The sequence below is a fragment of the Alteromonas sp. RW2A1 genome (genome assembly GCF_001886475.1).
Taxonomy (GTDB): Bacteria; Pseudomonadota; Gammaproteobacteria; order Enterobacterales; family Alteromonadaceae; genus Alteromonas; species Alteromonas hispanica.
This window is the reverse complement of record NZ_CP018031.1, coordinates 3,427,860-3,445,743: the sequence shown is the minus strand read 5'-3', so window position 1 is coordinate 3,445,743 and position 17,884 is coordinate 3,427,860. Positions and strand designations below refer to the sequence as shown.

Below are 17,884 nucleotides of genomic sequence, written 5' to 3'. Positions count from 1 at the left end.
CTGGGTTTTCTTGGTTTACTCTATAAACAACAATGGGATGAAGATATGATCATGACAAGGTTTAAAAGAACCACGCTTTCTGCACTTGTAGCGCTTTCGCTGGGTGCTACAGGCGCAGTCGCTAACGATGAAATTAGCAAGCCTGCTGGTGCCAAGGGCACTGGGATGACCAAACCGTTTCAAGCCAAAACTAACCAATTCTGGTGGCCTGACCAACTCGATCTTTCTCAGCTTCGCGATCACGACAATCGCTCTAATCCCCTCGGTGAAGACTTTAACTATGCAGAAGCCTTTTCTAAGTTAGATTTAGACCAGGTGAAGGCAGACGTTAATGAACTGCTTACAACGTCGCAAGACTGGTGGCCAGCGGACTATGGAAATTATGGCCCGTTCTTTATTCGTTTGTCATGGCATAGTGCCGGCACGTATCGCACCCTAGATGGTCGTGGCGGTGGCGACGGTGGTCAAATGCGTTTCAACCCACTAAACAGTTGGCCAGACAACGGCAACCTAGATAAAGCACGCCGTCTGCTGTGGCCAATAAAGCAAAAGTACGGTGAGAGTCTATCTTGGGGCGACCTTATGATACTTGCTGGTACAGTGGGTATGGAAAATATGGGCTTTGACACTTATGGCTTTGCTGGCGGTCGTACAGACGATTGGGAACCTGATATGGTGTATTGGGGGCCAGAAGTTGAAATGCTTGCAAGTGACCGTGAAGAAAGTGACGGCGAGCTTAAGCGTCCATTAGGTGCCACGCACATGGGTCTTATTTATGTAAATCCAGAGGGCCCTAAAGGGGTTCCAGACCCGCTGGGCTCAGCGAAAAATATTCGCACTGCATTTGCTCGCATGGCCATGAACGATGAAGAAACCGTTGCGTTAATTGCTGGTGGTCACACATTCGGTAAGATGCACGGCGCACATAAACCTGCAGATTGTCTAGAAGCAGAGCCGGGCGGTGCTGGTTTAGAAGAACAAGGTCTTGGTTGGAAAAATAACTGCGGTAAAGGCCATTCAGAAGACACAGTAACAAGTGGCCTTGAGGGAGCATGGACACAAGCGCCAACGAAATGGACAAGCTTGTACCTTTCAAACTTAATGGGATTTGAGTGGAAACAAACCCGTAGCCCAGCAGGTGCAGTTCAGTGGATTCCAAAAGATGAATCTGCTCACCAGTCAGTACCTGATGCACACGTTGAAGGCAAAATGCATGCTCCAGTAATGACTACGGCTGACCTAGCGTTAAAATACGATCCTGAGTATCGCAAAATTGTAGAACGCTTTTTGGCAGACCCTAAGGAATACCAAACAGCTTTCGCTAAAGCATGGTTTAAGCTGACTCACCGCGATATGGGTCCAAAAGAGCGTTACTTGGGGAACGATATTCCAGAAGAAAACTTCATCTGGCAAGATCCTGTACCAAAAGCCGACTACAAAGCAATTTCACAAGATGATGTGAAAGAGCTGAAAGCAGAGATCTTAGACACCGGCCTATCGGTGCAAGAGCTTGTAAAAACAGCGTGGGCTTCTGCTGCTAGCTTCAGAGCATCAGATTTACGCGGTGGCGCTAACGGTGCACGCATTGTGCTTGAACCTCAAATGAGTTGGGAAGCGAACGAGCCAGAAACAGTCAAAACGGTTGTTGAGAAGCTTAAAGCCATTCAAGATGACTTTAATTCTCAGATGTTTACTAAAAAGAAAGTATCTTTAGCAGACTTGATTGTAATTGGTGGTGCAGCAGCCATTGAAAAAGCCGCTGCTAATGCGGGTGTTAAGGTAACTGTGCCTGTTGTTGTGGGTCGTACCGATGCTACACAAGCTCAGACTGACGTTAACTCATTCTCGTTGCTTGAGCCTGCGGCTGATGCATTCAGAAACTATTACAATGCTGAGAAAAGCTATCGTTCGCCTACTGAAATGCTAGTAGATAAAGCAGATCAGCTAAACTTAACTGTACCTGAAATGACAGTACTTGTGGGCGGTATGCGTACGCTTGGAGCGAACGTAGGTGACAGCAAGCACGGCGTGTTTACTGACAATGAAGGCGCGTTAGACAACGACTTCTTCGTAAACCTGCTAGACATGAAAACGAAGTGGAGAAAAACAGACAACCCATCGGTATACGAAGGTTTAGATCGTAAATCGGGTGAAGTACTTTACACCGGTACGCCTGTTGATCTCGTGTTTGGTTCAAACAGCGAACTGCGCGCCGTTGCTGAAGTGTATGCTTATGACAATGCAAAAGAGCGTTTTGTAAACGACTTTGTAGATGCATGGACAAAAGTAATGACGCTAGACCGTTTTGACTTACGTCACGACGTTACGGCTAAAATTGAAAAGTAATAGTCGATAATGCAAGAACTACAACGGGGCTTTTGCCCCGTTTTTTGTTTGTGCTATTTGAATTCGTTTGCTTTACAGGTAGGCACTCGGTAGTTACGATTGTCGACTATTTAGCCAAAGTTATCATTTTTAAGCAGATATGTGTTTAGGCAGATATGTTTGGGCAGAGTAAGATACGATATTAAAGCACGTATATTTTAACCATACACGCCGTAAGCACATAGGCAGCAGAAAGTATGACAAGTCCCCAGCGTACGCTGATAAATCTTGAGATATTGAGCGATGATATTAACCAACTCGAGAGCTCACAACTCAACGGCTCTCTTCACTTCAAATTGCTCAGTGACTTTCTCTTACGGCTAACTGAGTTAAGCCATAGCGTGCAGTCAGACACTGAGGCTTCAGTAAAACAACTGCTAAAAGGCTCGGTACTTGATGGAGCAATAGGGCGCAAGTCTATGCTTGTGGTGTATATCAAGCTAATTAACTATGTCATAACTGCTTGGGATGCAACGCTGAAAGCCGAATCAATTATCAACGATAATTTTGATGATAGCGCCGATGTGAGATTAGAGCTTCTGCAAGTTAAAGCGATAAAGGCCAAAGCACAGCTAAAAACCGTTGCTTCAGCTATGGGGGAGCAAGACTACAAAACCTTTTGTACTATGCTAGGGCTGACTGCTGAAAAATGGCAGTGGGATACATTGCGCGCCCGCTTCTAACAAGTTACTAGGACGTTTTTATACTGATATCGCCTTCATTGATAACCCGAACTTCACGTTGAGGGAAGGGGATCTCAATATTGTGTTCACGTAATGTTTCAAACACGGTTAGCAGTAAATCACCGCCCACTCGGTTTTTACCATCATCTACGCCTTCCATCCAAAATTCGATAAACATGTTAACGCCTGAGTCTCCAAAGCTGTCGATTTCGCAGTCTGGTTGTTCCTCAAACGGAATACCTTCTCCACCAATTACCTGTGGGTGCTCGGCAACAGTAGTTTTAATAATTTCAACCATAGCTCGAATATCAGTTTTATAGGCAACAGAAAAATCGATGCGATATCTCTGCTTAGAATCTTTGTGGGTCCAGTTGATCAGTAACGAGCTAATGAACTTCTCATTGGGTACTAGAATATCTTTGCCATCAAAGGTCTCTAAAACCGCATAGCGCATTTTAAATTCTCGCACTATGCCTTTTCTACCGTCTTCTAGTTCAACATAGTCGCCTACCGTTAAGGAGCGGTCTAACAGAATTATGATGCCAGATATAAAATTCGAAGCGATGGACTGCAAGCCGAGGCCAAGACCTACACCAAGGGCGCCACCAAAAACGGCTAAGGCGGTAAGGTTTATGCCCATTACGTTTAACAATAAAATAAACGCAACACAGAAAAGCGCCACCTCAAACAGTTTGGCAAATACCTCTTTCGTTGAGATATCTAGCGACTTATGATTTCGAATAATATCCTGACCGATTGCGTTAGAACTGCGGCCGAGCCAAAACAGCAGCCCCCCAAATATGACTACACGGGCAACGCCATACGCTGAAATTTGCACGTTTCCTACAGAGATTGCGATAGAGGCTAACGCTTCATTTATAATGGGTAAAAGCCCAATGAGATGTAAAAATAAAATAGGAAGGCCGATAACACGCATTAAGCGGGCCGTAGATTTATTTTCGACAAAACCGCTAATGATCGAATTCACGAAAAGAAGTACTGCGACTACTACCGCAATATCTAATAACCAGGCGTCAAACTGGAACTTTTCGCCTAAAACTGTGGAAAATTTTAAGAGGCTAATGGTCACAATGGGAAAGAGCGCCTTTCCTAAATTGTAAAGAAAACCATGTAGAGTATGCGCGCCGTTTTGGGGCTGAGACTTTGTGAATCTCAGGTTTTTCTCAATTTGGCGAGAAAATAAAAATGCACATAGATATATAACAGCAATGATGAACAACTGAAGATAAAAACTAGTGGAAAGTACCGCTGATTCAATAACTGACAGTTTACTCTCTACCGCTTGATAAAAATGCTCATAATTCATTTTACTATTTTCTCCAAATGTATACGACAATGTATACAGAAACCGCGTTTTATACCTTATCAATGATTGGGTAAAGCTTTATTTTTGGTATCGCTGTTTTTGCACGCTGATTTTACTTAGAAGCAATCCGTCACAACGAATGCATTTATCGGCATCAAAATACTTATAACCTAAAGAACCATAGCATAATTAAAATTTCGTCCTAAACTATGGTAACAAACAAGTTGAAGCGCGCTGTAATAAAGCGATATAGATGACGGTGTTAAAAAATGGTGTTTGGGTTATGAACTCAATAAAAAGAAGTGTGCTTTTAATCGCACTGTATCTTCTCAGCATATCATGTGTAGATGCCGAACAGCATGATGATAACGGACTCGCTGTTTCTGGCTTTGCAAGACTAGTTGGTGGTTACCTTGATACCGATAAGGCCCGTTACCAAGGTTACGAAAACGCCTTAAGCTTCTCTGAAATGTCCCTTGCCGCCATCCAGGCTGATTATAAAATAAATGACTATTTTTCTGCTTCGGCGCAACTTTTAGCACATAGCAGCGAAAATCGCGATTCAGGTATTGAGTGGCTGTATTTAACCTACATGCCAAACGAGTCGCTGCAATTTAATGCCGGTAGGCTTCGCACGCCTTTTCTTAAGTATTCCGATGTTATCGATGTGGGTTTTGCTTATCCATGGATAAGCCCACCGCAGCAGCTATATAGCAGTATTTTATTTTCTCATTACGAGGGTATTAACGCCCGATACCGCACGCGTTTCAACGATTTTTCTGTCGATTTTGAGGCCTACTACGGCAGCTACCAAGACGATATGAACATGCAGGGAGTGAGTGCAAAGGTTGATATAGATGAGCTTTATGGCGGCATTGTCGAAGTTAACTACGGTAGTTTTCAGCTGCGACTGGCCAGTATTGCAAGTCAAAAAATAGAAGCTGAGGTAGACAGCATTACCCCGCTGTTACAAGGGTTAAATAGCGCAGGTTTTTCTGATACCGCCGACCGCTTTAAAATAAATGATGGTGCGCATTCAGTTCTCATCGGCGCCAGTTTCGATAGCTTAGACTGGTTTATTGGTGCGGAATGGATGAAGATTACGTCGGATATTGACATACTCTCAACACTAGACAGTGCTTATCTCACCGGAGGATACTATTTCGATAATGTGCTACTTCATGCAACATTCACTTCCTCTCGACAGGCGTCTATTAGTCAAGATAATCCAGTTCCACTGGGCGTATCCGACGAGCTCGACCAGTTGCATTTCACTGTAAATGCGCTCAACTCATTTTTTCCGGAGGGTGATTTAGACTCGCTTACACTTGGGGCGCGCTGGGATTTTAGAACCAATATGGCGTTCAAAGCCGAGGTGTCACTGTTAGATGGTCGACGGGGGCATCCTCCTTTTTTGACATTATTGAGGGCAACGAGGATTTCGACAGAAGCTCAACATTATACCAGTTTGCATTAGAGTGGGTATTTTAATGAGTAGGCTGTTTCACATTCCTATCATCTTAGTATTGATTATTACTCTACTAGAAAGCGCGAACAGTTACGCCGCTCAGAGGGTTGTGGTTATTGCTAATATCGGTGGAGAGCCGGTGTCGCTCTCTCGATCGCAAGTTCGAGACTTATTTATGAGCGGCATTACCCGCGTAGATGAAGTTGAAGTGGCACTTTTTCCTGTGGGAATGCCACCAGGCCATATGGCACGCTCTATATTTAATGCCAGTGTTGTAGGGCTACCAGAGTCGCGTATACAATCTTATTGGGCACAGATGAAATTTAGTGGACGTTTAAAACCTCCTCTGGAAGTTGAAAATGTATCGCAAATGATAGAGCTTATTTCATCATCAAAAGGTGCGGTGGGCTATGTACCCGAGGGGACGAAGTTGCCCACGGAAGTTCAAATTATCCACGCCCCCTAGTCACTCGATGGGCTAATTCAGAAAATTAACTCATTAGTCGCTCGTCGAATGAGTGCTGTTTAGTATGACCAAGCGTGATACTTGTCCATAGCTCACTTACTTTGCAGGGCTTACTATATAGATAGCCCTGCAGCATATGACACCCGTGCCCCAATAAAAATAGGGCTTGCTCTTCGGTTTCTACACCCTCTTCACATACTGTGAAATTTAGCGCTTTTGCCATTTCGATAATCGTAACCGTGATTTGTTCTGAGCGATGGGATTTGCCAATTTGGCTGACAAACTGACGGTCAATCTTCAAGGTGTCGATGTTAAACTCTGTTAAATAACTCAGTGAAGAGTAACCTGTACCAAAATCGTCCAGCGCAAGTTTACATCCAAAGTGCTTGAGCGCTTCAAAAAAGCTATTAGCAATATCGAAGTTTTCCATATAGGCCGTTTCGGTTATTTCAAACTCGATATTTTTTGCAGGTATATCGCCAGACTTGAGACCGTTAAGAATCATATCAGTCACCCCAATATGGTTTAAGTCTCTGGGACTCAAATTTAACGATACAATAGTGTCGCTTCCAAACTCCTTAAGTATAAAGGGTAAGTCATTGCAGACGCTATTTATTACCCACTTTGTCAGTAACGATATTTTGTCTGATTTTTCTGCAATGGGAATGAATTCATAGGGCGATATATTACCTAAATCTTCGTCATGCCATCGAAGCAGTGCTTCCAAACCCGCGATATTTCCATTCGCCCCAATTTTTGCCTGGTACACCAAATAGAAGTTGTCGTTTGCTAGTCCGTCGGAGAGTTTTGAGGAAATGAAGACTTTGCGTTGAGATTCAATGAACATTTCAGGCGTAAACATTACCCAGCAGGCTTTACCCGCATCTTTCGCTTTGTACATTGCGGAATCTGCATTAGTAATAAGAAGCGACTTATCAAAGTTACTTTCACTTGCTGACGCTATACCAATACTCACACTTGCGTTAAGACGTAAACCGTTCACTTCGTGAGACTTTGATACAGCTTCAATTAACTTGTTAGCAAGAGAGCCTAAATAGTCACTCTCAACGTTTTCATTAATGATAATGAGAAATTCATCTCCTCCTAACCTTCCTAGAACAGCGTTCGGCGGAATCAGGTTTTTCATAGTTTCGCTAATGTAGACTAGAAACTTGTCGCCTGCATCATGACCGAATGAGTCGTTAATTGATTTAAAGCCATCTACATCGAGGAACATTAAGCCCACATCAGTTTTCTCGTTTTTAGCGCGCTTAATACTCGATGCCAATGTTTTCATCAATAATTGTCGATTGGGCAGCCCCGTTAGCGAGTCATAGTTAGCAAGTAATTCCATTTGCGATTGTTGCTGCTGTAGAAGTTCTGTTTTCTGTTGATTGGAACGGGCTTGGGCTTGGATGTTCGACATCATATTATTAAAAGCATGAGACAAGGCCGCCGTTTCTTTTTTGTCGAACTCTTTAACAACAACGCCATAATTCTTTTCATCAACCACACTATCCATAGTGGAAATAAGTTGCTCGAGTGGGGCAAGTGAGCGACGCTGAATTCGCAAAGTAATAAAAAGTGAAATAATAATAAGCAACACAACAAAGGGAGTTACGGCAGCAATATAACGCTGGCGACTCTCTTTAAGCGCTGCGTCTAAGTTAAAAACTAAAATCAGTTTTCCTAACAGAAAATCCAGTTCGCCTATATTTTTCACAACGACCACTTTTGAATTCAACTTATGCAGTCCAATGGGCAGAGAATATACGGCTTTTTTTTCAGCGTATTGTTCATCGAGTATGAGTGTTCTATCTATCGCAGCGTTATCTTCTTGCGGGGAAGGGCTTGATGAGAAATATGGCCCTTGTGTTAATGCGGCTTGGCTTGAGTAACTGGCGAGTAATTCATTTTCTGTATTGAAAATTTCCGCCGATTGAACATATTCGTACTCGTCGAGTCGCAATAGAGTCTGTGTTTGCTCGAAACTTCCAGCAGGTTTGTTCATGGAGCCTAGCAGATCGATAGACAAATTCTCAGCAATTGCATCTACCTCTGCTGACACAAACTCTACATACAGCTTTTCGTACACAACTATCGAGAAACCAATAATTAGTGCACTCACTACGGCGATAGAAGCAATGGTATTAAATGATATTTCCGAGCGAAGGCTTTTCAAAAACGTACTCTTCGTGATTCTTTCTGAGAACTACCAAGATATTAGTATAGCTTGGTATAGTGTTTTTTCATGTGAACAGGGAACTGACGATAGATACTCAGTACAAATATCTGTGAGAATATAGTTTTTTCTATGCGTTATACCCATTATACCTTTGGCCTATTTTTTACGCGGCTCCTTACTTCCAGGCATTGTTTAATATGCAGCATAGACAAAAAGACGAGAGCTACGCTTAAAAAGTGTGCTGGTTATCATGTGCTATAAATGCTAGACTCCGCGCGCGCTTTGACAGGACAGCAGCGTGCGTTAATTCCATCTTGTACTATAAATCAAAAGAGCTTTTTAAGTCGCCTCGGCGCCTTGGTCATCCCCTTTATATTTTTAAACCCATTGGTTAGCAAAGCAACCCATCGGTTAACAGAACGGCATTCTCGCTTTACTCACAGGTATTCACTGCTTTTCAGTCAAAGCAATCATTATTCAGGAGTTATTTAATTAATGTCATTTTCCCAGCTAGGGCTTGCCGAGCCGTTGTTGAAAGCAATTGAGAAACAAGGGTTTAGCAAACCGTCACCCATCCAAGAAAAAGCCATTCCCGTAGTGATGGAGGGAAGAGATGTACTTGCCGCAGCGCAAACCGGAACCGGAAAAACCGCAGGTTTTGGGTTACCCATATTACACAAGTTGTTAGATGGTAAAAAAGCATCTGGCAATAATGTTAGAGCGTTAATTTTAACGCCAACGCGAGAACTCGCGGCCCAAGTTGAAGAGAGCATACGCGAATTAAGTGCTTATGTTCCGCTAACCACTGCAGTGGTTTTTGGTGGCGTAGGTATTAACCCGCAAATGATGAAATTGCGAAAAGGCGTAGACGTCCTCATCGCTACCCCAGGTCGCCTACTAGATTTGTACCAGCAAAACGCGGTTAAGTTTTCTCAGCTTGAGTATCTTGTGCTCGACGAAGCCGACAGAATGCTAGACATGGGCTTTATTCACGATATAAAGAAGGTTTTGAAGTTATTACCTAGCCAACGTCAAAGCTTGCTGTTTTCTGCTACGTTTTCGCCCGAGATCACTGCGTTAGCGCAAACAATTACCCGCGATCCTGTGCAGATATCAACGACACCGGCGAACACAACGGTAGATGCGGTAAAGCAACACTTAATTGCTCTGGATAAATCTAAAAAAACATCTGCACTGATTTCGTTAATAAAACAGCAGAATTGGAAACAAGTTTTAGTATTTAGCCGAACCAAGCATGGTGCTAACCGCGTTGCCGATAAGTTGTCAAAAGCGAAAGTGCCGGCTGCTGCTATCCACGGCAATAAAAGCCAAGGTGCGCGAACCAAGGCTCTATCCGATTTTAAATCTGGCCAAATAGATGTACTGGTTGCTACCGATATAGCGGCTCGTGGTATAGATATTAGTGATTTGCCTATTGTTGTTAACCTAGACTTGCCAAATACGCCGGCAGATTATGTACATAGAATAGGGAGAACCGGGCGTGCAGGAGCCAGTGGTCAAGCATGGTCTTTCGTCAGCGCCGATGAATTGCAAAGTCTAAAAGACATTGAAACCCTTATTCAGAAGTTATTGCCAAGGGAAACTTTAGACGGTTTTGCTCCTCAAGTACCGGTGCCAGTAACGACATTATCTAAACCGAAAAAGCCGAAAAAACCAAAAGCGCCTAAGTCATTTGATAATGCAAAAAGGCCACAGGGAGCAGAAGGCGGGCGCGGTGCAAATAAAACAGGGGCGCAGTTTAAAAATAAGAGACGCAGTGCTCCTAAAAGTACTAATGGCAGCGGCGGCAGCGCTAACTCAGTGGCCAGACGCCCAAAACAGCAAAATGCATAAATAAGCTATTTATTGCCAAGAGAAGGGGTCATACTCAGTGAGTGTGGCCTTTTTCGATCCTGAGGCACTATTTTCTGCGTTATCAAGCTGCTGTGCAGCACGCTCCATAAGTTCTTCTTGTAACGTCGCTCGAAACCTCCTTACCTCTTTCCACATGGCATAAAAATTATCGTCGGTTTTTCCATTAATATCGTCTTTGAGTAATGGCGAAAGAGTTTTATAGGCTTGCTGCAAGCGTGCCGCATACTTTTCATTGTAAGACGCTTCTTGTGGAGTGGGGCTATAGGTTTGCAGAGCAGCTATTTCTGTATCTGTTAATTCTGCGTATTGGGTAAAATACTCAACGTAATCGAGCAGTGGAATGCTATCGGCATATGCCCATCTAGCCATCGTTTTCCTGTTTAACAATATGCCACTACTAGGCTCAATAATCATCACGGTGGGTGTTGCATAATATGTAGGGTAATTGAAGCGCTGAGTAATATCACGTCTGTCTTCTAACAGGCCGACATCAACCATGATAGTGGTGTAGTGCTTCTGTAAAATAGGACGCAATGCCTCAGAGTTGAAATGACCCGCAAGGCCTGTACTGTCATGACACCATTGAGCACCTAAAACGACTAATAAAAGTTTGTCATTGGCTGTGGCTTGCTCTTGAGCCGTAATAACATCTTCAAGTGGCGTATCGCTGTGCACGAAAGACGGTGTGGTATCGAGTTCGCTGGCCACACTCTAAATTGCAATACTCGATAATGCAATAAGTAATGAGAGCGATGCTATTACTAACCATATTGCTTTTAACAAAATGGTTGTAGGGCTAATGCGTTGATAGGTGCTTTTATACATGCTTACCATCTTAGTTCAAAAACGTGCTATTAATTTAATATTGTCCGTTGCTAATGTAGCACTATTTTTCGGTAAGGGGCATTTGAGTTTAAACTCGCTAGAATCCTCGCACTATTTGATGCTCATTAAATATAAATAAATTGTATTAAGAACCACAGGGTTCCCTCTTTGTTCTGTTTGTGATTCGTGTATAGTTCCTCACCAGCGAATATTTCGATTTTGATAGAGAGACTCATGGCCGCCCATCCAGACACTCAGTCCCTAATTGCATCTATGCAAAATGTAGTAGGACAAGCCTATTTATTAACTGATCAAGCCAAGAAGCAGCCTTATTGCAAAGGTATCCGGTTTGGTGCCGGTGAGGCGCTAGCCGTTGCAAGACCTGGTTCCCTTGTTGAAATTTGGCGAGTGCTAAAGCTATGTGTTGATGCCGATGTAGCTGTGATAATGCAGGCGGCTAATACAGGCTTAACTGGCGGCTCTACACCTGACGGTAAAGAGTATGACCGACCGTTAGTTATCATTAGTACCATGCGCATTGATGATATTCAGGTTGTTAACCAAGGCAAACAAATTGTAGGTCTGGCAGGAAGTACTTTGTTCGGTCTAGAAGAACAATTAGCTCCTTACGGGCGTGAGCCACACTCGGTAATAGGGTCATCGTGCATTGGCGCTTCTATTGTGGGCGGCATTTGTAACAACTCTGGTGGCGCGCTGGTAAAAAGAGGCCCTGCATACACAGAGCTGGCATTATTTGCACAAATCAATGAAAACGGCGAGCTTACGTTGGTCAATAATTTGGGCATAAAGCTCGGTGATACGCCGGAAGAAATTCTGGAAAACCTCGAGAAAAAACGTTGGACCGATGATGATGTTGAGCAACCCAATGCACGAGCGTCGGATAACGAATACGATGCACGCGTCAGAGATGTAGACTCAGACACACCATCGCGTTTTAATAACGATGGCCGCAGGTTGCACGAAGCATCTGGTTGCGCTGGTAAATTAGCCGTATTCGCTGTGCGTTTAGACACTTTTCCGATTCCAGCTAAAAAGCAGGTTTTCTACGTAGGGTCTAACGATTCAAACGTTTTTACCTCGGTGCGCAGAGATATTCTTTCTACCTTCAAACATTTGCCCGACTCTGGTGAGTATCTGCATCGCGATTGTTACGACGTATCGAAGAAGTACGGCAAAGACATGTTTATTGTCATCAACAAACTCGGTGCGAAATTTATTCCAAAGCTGTTTGCCTTTAAGCGTAAATTCGATGCGTTTGCAGATAAACTAGGCTTTCTTCCCAATAAAATGTCCGACCGTGTTATGCAGGCCGTTAGCTACGTATTCCCTAATCACTTGCCAAAGCGCATGGATGAATTCAGAGATAAATACCAACACCACTGGATTTTAGAAATGAGCAATGAAGGTGTTGATGAGGCCCGTGAATACCTCAACGAATTCTTTAAGACAAATGAAGGCGGTTATTTCGAGTGTACGGAAGAAGAGGCTGATAAGGCCATACTCCACCGCTTCGTAGCTGGTGGTGCTATTGGCCGTTATCACATAATGCACAGTAAAGAAGTAGGCGCAATGATGACCATTGACGTGGCGCTTCGTCGTAACGACCCCGATTGGTTTGAAGTGCTGCCTAAAGAAATAGACGACCAGATTGATACGAAATTGTATTACGGGCATCTGTTTTGTCATGTTATGCACCAAAATTATATTGTTAAGAAAGGTGCAGATGCCAAAGCACTTAAAAACCAGATATTGGCTACGTTTGATGCACGTAAGGCTGAGTATCCTGCAGAGCACAATGTAGGTCATGAATACGCAGCAAAAGAAACGTTGCGCAACTTTTATCGTGAGCTAGACCCGACAAACAGTTTTAACCCAGGTATTGGAAAAACCACCAAGTTTAAAAATTGGGCCGAACAGGCAGGTGGGTGCTGCTCTGGTCACGACTAAAATAAAAGCCGATATTGAAAATTCAATATCGGCTTTTTTGTTTGCCCAGCGAAGCTGGCAAACCCGTCAGGTTGAAAGAAACCTGAATCACCCTGACTGAGGGGAAGATAATCCGAATGGCAAGGGCGCACTTAGCAAGTGATATGAAGTATGCAGGAGCCGTATACGAGGCCCGTACGTACGGTTCTGTGAGAGGGATGAGGCGCAAGCCTCACCCTACTCGATGTAGGTGGTAAAGCAGGGCATTTATTGTTAATGCAAACCCATTTACATCACTTTACCTACAATTATTTATGCTAACTTATTGATGATAGATGAAAAGTCTAGAGCGCCGTTTCCTTCGTCACAATGCTGCTCAAACCATTTCGCCGCCAGTTCACCCATAGGTACCTGAGCCTTTACACCGTCTGCACCCTGCATAGCCAATGTAAGATCTTTAAGCATAAGCGCAGAGGCAAAACCGCCTGCAAAGTCTTTATCAGCGGGACTTTGCGGGCCCACCCCCTTAATTGGGCAATAAGTGGTGAGCGACCATGTTTGGCCAGAGGCATTTGATGCAATATCAAAAAATACTTGAGGATCTAAACCTAACTTTTGTGCCAGCTGCAAGCTCTCGCAGGTGGCAATCATAGAGGCGCCAAGCAGCATGTTATTGCAAATTTTTGCTGCCTGTCCTGCACCATGACCCCCGGCGTGAACAATTTTCTTGCCCATAGCACCTAAAACGCCCTGCGCTTTTTCAAATGCATCGGCATCACCACCAACCATGAAGGTTAATGTACCTGCTGCTGCCGCGGCTGTGCCACCTGATACCGGCGCATCAAGCATTTTCAGACCGTGCTCTTGGGCCATTTCCGACACAGATTTCGCACTGTCTACATCAATGGTAGAGCAGTCAATCAATAGTGTGTCTTTATTTACGTTAGTCAGTATCTGATTGGCGTAAATATCGCGAACATGCTTACCTGCAGGAAGCATGGTGACCACTATATCAGCGTCTTTCACCGCTTCTTCAGCTGAAGACGCTACGTTGCATCCGTACGCTTTTGCCTTTTCAAGCGCCGTCTCGCTTAGATCGAACGCAGTCACATCAAACTTGCCTTTAACAAGGTTGTCCGCCATGCCCGAGCCCATATTTCCAAGGCCAATAATTGCAACTTTTGTCATATTAAAACTCCTTGTGTTGCCTTAGCCCATAGTGGGAATTACGAATGCATTATCGTTTGTGTCTGAACTGTCAGGCCAGCGTTGAGTAACCGTCTTCACTTTGGTCCAGAATTTCACACCTTCCATGCCGTGCTGATTAGTATCGCCAAATGAAGAGCGTTTCCAGCCGCCAAACGTATGATAAGCAACGGGTACAGGAATAGGCACATTAATACCTACCATGCCAACGTTGACTCGCTGGGCAAATTCCCTTGCTGCATGTCCGTTACGGGTATACATAGCCACACCATTTCCGTATTGATGGTCGCTAGCTAAATTCACGGCTTCAATAAAATCTTTAGCTCTTACAATTTGCAACACTGGGCCAAAGATTTCTTCCTGATACGAGCGCATTTCTTTCGTTACATGGTCGAACAAAGTAGGTCCGATAAAGAATCCTTTGCTATCGGCAGGTATTTGAGCGTTACGACCGTCATAAACAAGCTCTGCGCCTTCTTCTATGGCAAGGTCTATATAGCCCTCAATACGAGCCTTGTGTTCGCCGGTTACTACCGGCCCATAGTGGGCGTTAGGATCTTCAGAGTGACTTACCATAATGTCTTTAATGGCAGGAATTAACTTAGCTTTAAGTTTTTCAGCGGTTTCATCGCCAACGGGAACCACTACGGGTAAAGCCATGCAGCGTTCACCTGCAGAACCGTAAGCGGCACCAACTAAGTCAGCAACAACTTGGTCAAGGTCTGCATCGGGCATTATAATGCCGTGGTTTTTAGCACCGCCCATTGCTTGAACCCGTTTGCCTGCTCGTGCGCCACGTTCGTAAACGTAGTTAGCAATATCACTAGAACCTACAAAGCTCACTGCCTTGATGTCTTTATGGTCTAAAATACCGTCTACCGCTTCTTTATTGCCGTGCACAACATTAAGCACGCCGTCAGGAAGACCGGCCTCTGTCATAAGTTTTGCTAGCTCCACTGGAACCGAAGGATCTCTCTCAGACGGTTTAAGAATAAAAGCGTTTCCACAGGCGATGGCCACACCAAACATCCACATGGGGATCATAGCTGGAAAGTTAAAAGGGGTAATGCCTGCTACCACACCTAATGCCTGACGCATAGAGTACACGTCAATACCAGGGCCAGCCCCTTCGGTGTATTCACCTTTTTGGGCATGAGGAATACCGCACGCAAACTCAATGACTTCAAGACCGCGCTGGATGTCGCCTTGGGCGTCGCTTAATACTTTTCCGTGTTCACTGGATAGCAGTTGTGCAAGTCTGTCACGGTTTGCTTCAAGTAACTCTTTAAACTTGAACATAACTCGTGCTCGTCGCTGTGGATTCGTGGCTGCCCAATCGGCTTGCGCTGCTAACGCTGAATCTACCGCTTTTTGCAAAGTATTTGAATTAGCTAAGAATACTTCGGCTTGAACGTCGCCTGTGTTTGGCGCATACACCGACGCAGTGCTTTCTGTCTCGTCGCTATATAGTTTACCTGCAATGTAATGATTAATTTGTCTCACGTTACTACTCCTAGTTTTTTTACAATATTGAAACCTTGTGTTTGCAAGATCAATACATATACTTACAGCTTGGTGCTGTAAAAATGCAGGTATATTGATGAATTGGGATGACATGAGGTTATTTCTTGGACTGGCAAGGAATGGTCGGGTAGCAATTGCAGCAAAAGGCCTAGAGCTGGATCCGACGACACTTATTCGTCGTGTAAAAAAGCTTGAAGACTCGTTAAATTGCAAATTGTTTGAGTTGACCAATAAAGGCTATGTCTTAACCTCGCACGGGATCAAACTAGTCAACTACATTGAAAAAGCAGAACACTACTTTCTTGAAGCGCAAAATGAACTGCACGACGAACGCTCGCATTTAGCGGGCACCATTCGGGTAAGCGTATCAGAAGGGTTTGGCAACTGGTTTCTGGCGCCGCGACTGCCAGAATTTAAACGCCGTTATCCCGGTATTTGTATTGAGTTAGTCGCTACCAGTGGTTTTTTAAATTTAAACAAGCGAGAAGCCGATATCGCCATCTTGCTTGAAAAGCCCAGTAAAGGATTGCTGGTAACTCAAAAACTCACCGAATATTACCTGTACTTATACACAAAAGCATCGTTAGTAGAGAGTAACTTACCTCATTCATTGAGTGACCTTTCACAATTTAATTTAGTGAGCTACGTGCCCGATTTAGTTTTTGCCCCGCAGCTTAAATTTATAGAGGAGACTGCGCTTTCACAACTAAGTGCGCTGCGCAGCACTAGTATTCATGCTCAGTACCAAATGCTCGTAAATGGGGCTGGTGTAGGCATATTGCCAAAATTTATAGCTGAACATCAGCAGGGCCTAACTCGTTTACTTGAAGATGAGATCCACATAAAACGTACGTTTTGGCTGGCAACACACAAAGAAACCCATTCTCAGGCCCGTTTTCAGGCATTTATCAATTGGCTTACTGAAGAGGTGAGTGGCGCACAAGTGACTTTCTGTGATTTATAATAGTCACCACGAGTTTGCTTTATGTCACAGCAGGCCAAGAGTAGACAAAGCACCAAAACCAATAGCGGTAATAGGCAAAGAAACCAGTGTGCTAACGGCAATAATACTGGCCGCTAATCTATGATCGCCGCCAATATTGCGCACCATTATATAACTGGCAGCCGCGGTGGGGGCTATTGAAAGCAACAAGATAACGCCCAAGCTCATACCTCTTATCCCAACCCAGTAAGCCATAGTAACCAGTAGCGTGGGATAAATAATGCATTTGCTGATGGTAGTAACAACAATGTTATACCAGTCGCTTGAAAAAGAGCGAAATTGCAGAGATGCGCCTGTACAAATTAGTGCTAATGGCAAAGTTAGCTGAGCAAAATACTCACCGGTTTTGAGCAACACCTCAGGCAGTTGCCATTGAAAGTAAGAGAAGGGAAGGGCTGCGATAATAGATATAATGAGTGGATTTTTGGCAATTCCTTTTATTTGATCGGTAGGAGCACTAAACCCTATTTGATAAAAGTTAAGAATAAAAACAGACAAGACGTTATACAAAATTGTTACGCACCCCATATATACCGAGGCTACAGCTAAACCCTCTTGCCCGTATGTGTTTGCGGCATACGCTAGCCCAATTATGCCCATATTCGCTCTGAAGCCACCTTGAACGACAACGCCCTTTGCGTTCGGGCTTACAACGGTAAAGCGAGCAAGAACAACTAACGCTACAAACATGATTATTGTGCCAGTAAGACCAACTAAAATTAAGGGTACATTTGCGGCTTGAGAAAAATCTGACTGACTTATGGAAACAAACAGCAGGGCAGGCAGCGCAACGTTAAAAACAAGTTTGGACCCAGACTGGGCAAAACTGTCGTCTAGCCATTGAATACGGACAAAATACCAACCTAGCAGTAATAATATGAGAACAGGAAACAGCGTGCTTGTTATGAAAGACAGCATGAGAGTACGTAGTGCATGAAACTTACTTTAAGGTTACCAAACTTTGCGATGGTTTAATGCACTGCGGTGAGA

At 44.0% G+C, this 17,884-nt stretch carries 13 protein-coding genes; 7 read left to right on the top strand and 6 right to left on the bottom strand.

Translation table 11 applies throughout. The annotated features are described in order from the left end of the window. Positions 1-45: 45 nt before the first annotated feature. Complete coding sequence (gene katG, locus BM528_RS15245; protein WP_071980569.1) at positions 46-2,346, top strand: catalase/peroxidase HPI; 2,301 nt, start codon at positions 46-48, stop codon at positions 2,344-2,346. Between the two features lie 236 nt (positions 2,347-2,582). Next, a complete protein-coding gene (locus BM528_RS15240; protein ID WP_071980568.1) occupies positions 2,583-3,068 on the top strand; it encodes a hypothetical protein in 486 nt (161 codons plus the stop codon). Positions 3,069-3,075: 7 nt separating this feature from the next. On the opposite strand, the gene BM528_RS15235 is transcribed toward BM528_RS15240, so the two are convergent. Next, the gene (locus BM528_RS15235; protein WP_071980567.1) at positions 3,076-4,395 is read right to left on the bottom strand and encodes a mechanosensitive ion channel family protein; all 1,320 of its coding nucleotides are present in this window, start codon (positions 4,393-4,395) and stop codon (positions 3,076-3,078) included. 283 nt (positions 4,396-4,678) lie between these two features. Here BM528_RS15235 and BM528_RS15230 point away from each other — a divergent pair, with 283 nt between their 5' ends. Beyond that, positions 4,679-5,872, top strand: a complete 1,194-nt coding sequence (locus BM528_RS15230) for a hypothetical protein (RefSeq protein ID WP_198033566.1) — start codon at positions 4,679-4,681, stop codon at positions 5,870-5,872. Between the two features lie 13 nt (positions 5,873-5,885). Beyond that, positions 5,886-6,329 carry a hypothetical protein gene (locus BM528_RS15225; RefSeq protein ID WP_071980565.1) on the top strand — a complete coding sequence of 148 codons (444 nt, stop codon included), beginning with the start codon at positions 5,886-5,888 and terminating at the stop codon, positions 6,327-6,329. Between the two features lie 25 nt (positions 6,330-6,354). On the opposite strand, the gene BM528_RS15220 is transcribed toward BM528_RS15225, so the two are convergent. Next, on the bottom strand, positions 6,355-8,511 hold the full coding sequence (locus BM528_RS15220; protein ID WP_083595310.1) for a putative bifunctional diguanylate cyclase/phosphodiesterase: 2,157 nt from the start codon (positions 8,509-8,511) through the stop codon (positions 6,355-6,357). A 498-nt stretch (positions 8,512-9,009) separates the two neighbouring features. Between BM528_RS15220 and BM528_RS15215 the strand changes: the two genes are divergently transcribed. Next, complete coding sequence (locus BM528_RS15215; protein ID WP_071980564.1) at positions 9,010-10,368, top strand: DEAD/DEAH box helicase; 1,359 nt, start codon at positions 9,010-9,012, stop codon at positions 10,366-10,368. Positions 10,369-10,377: 9 nt separating this feature from the next. On the opposite strand, the gene BM528_RS15210 is transcribed toward BM528_RS15215, so the two are convergent. Next, positions 10,378-11,097: a thioredoxin family protein gene (locus BM528_RS15210; protein ID WP_083595309.1), complete on the bottom strand. Its 720-nt coding sequence runs from the start codon at positions 11,095-11,097 to the stop codon at positions 10,378-10,380. A gap of 351 nt (positions 11,098-11,448) precedes the next feature. On the opposite strand from BM528_RS15210, the gene dld reads away from it, so the two are divergent. Further along, positions 11,449-13,182, top strand: coding sequence for a D-lactate dehydrogenase (gene dld / locus BM528_RS15205; protein ID WP_071980563.1), 1,734 nt, complete (start codon positions 11,449-11,451; stop codon positions 13,180-13,182). 291 nt (positions 13,183-13,473) lie between these two features. On the opposite strand, the gene mmsB is transcribed toward dld, so the two are convergent. Together mmsB and BM528_RS15190 are read right to left on the bottom strand one after the other, a co-directional pair. Then, a complete protein-coding gene (mmsB, locus tag BM528_RS15195) occupies positions 13,474-14,349 on the bottom strand; it encodes a 3-hydroxyisobutyrate dehydrogenase (RefSeq protein WP_071980561.1) in 876 nt (291 codons plus the stop codon). A gap of 21 nt (positions 14,350-14,370) precedes the next feature. Then, on the bottom strand, positions 14,371-15,870 hold the full coding sequence (locus BM528_RS15190; RefSeq protein WP_071980560.1) for a CoA-acylating methylmalonate-semialdehyde dehydrogenase: 1,500 nt from the start codon (positions 15,868-15,870) through the stop codon (positions 14,371-14,373). 97 nt (positions 15,871-15,967) lie between these two features. Here BM528_RS15190 and BM528_RS15185 point away from each other — a divergent pair, with 97 nt between their 5' ends. Next, positions 15,968-16,855, top strand: a complete 888-nt coding sequence (locus BM528_RS15185) for a LysR family transcriptional regulator (RefSeq protein WP_071980559.1) — start codon at positions 15,968-15,970, stop codon at positions 16,853-16,855. A gap of 24 nt (positions 16,856-16,879) precedes the next feature. On the opposite strand, the gene BM528_RS15180 is transcribed toward BM528_RS15185, so the two are convergent. After that, complete coding sequence (locus BM528_RS15180; protein ID WP_071980558.1) at positions 16,880-17,812, bottom strand: AEC family transporter; 933 nt, start codon at positions 17,810-17,812, stop codon at positions 16,880-16,882. Positions 17,813-17,884: the final 72 nt, after the last annotated feature.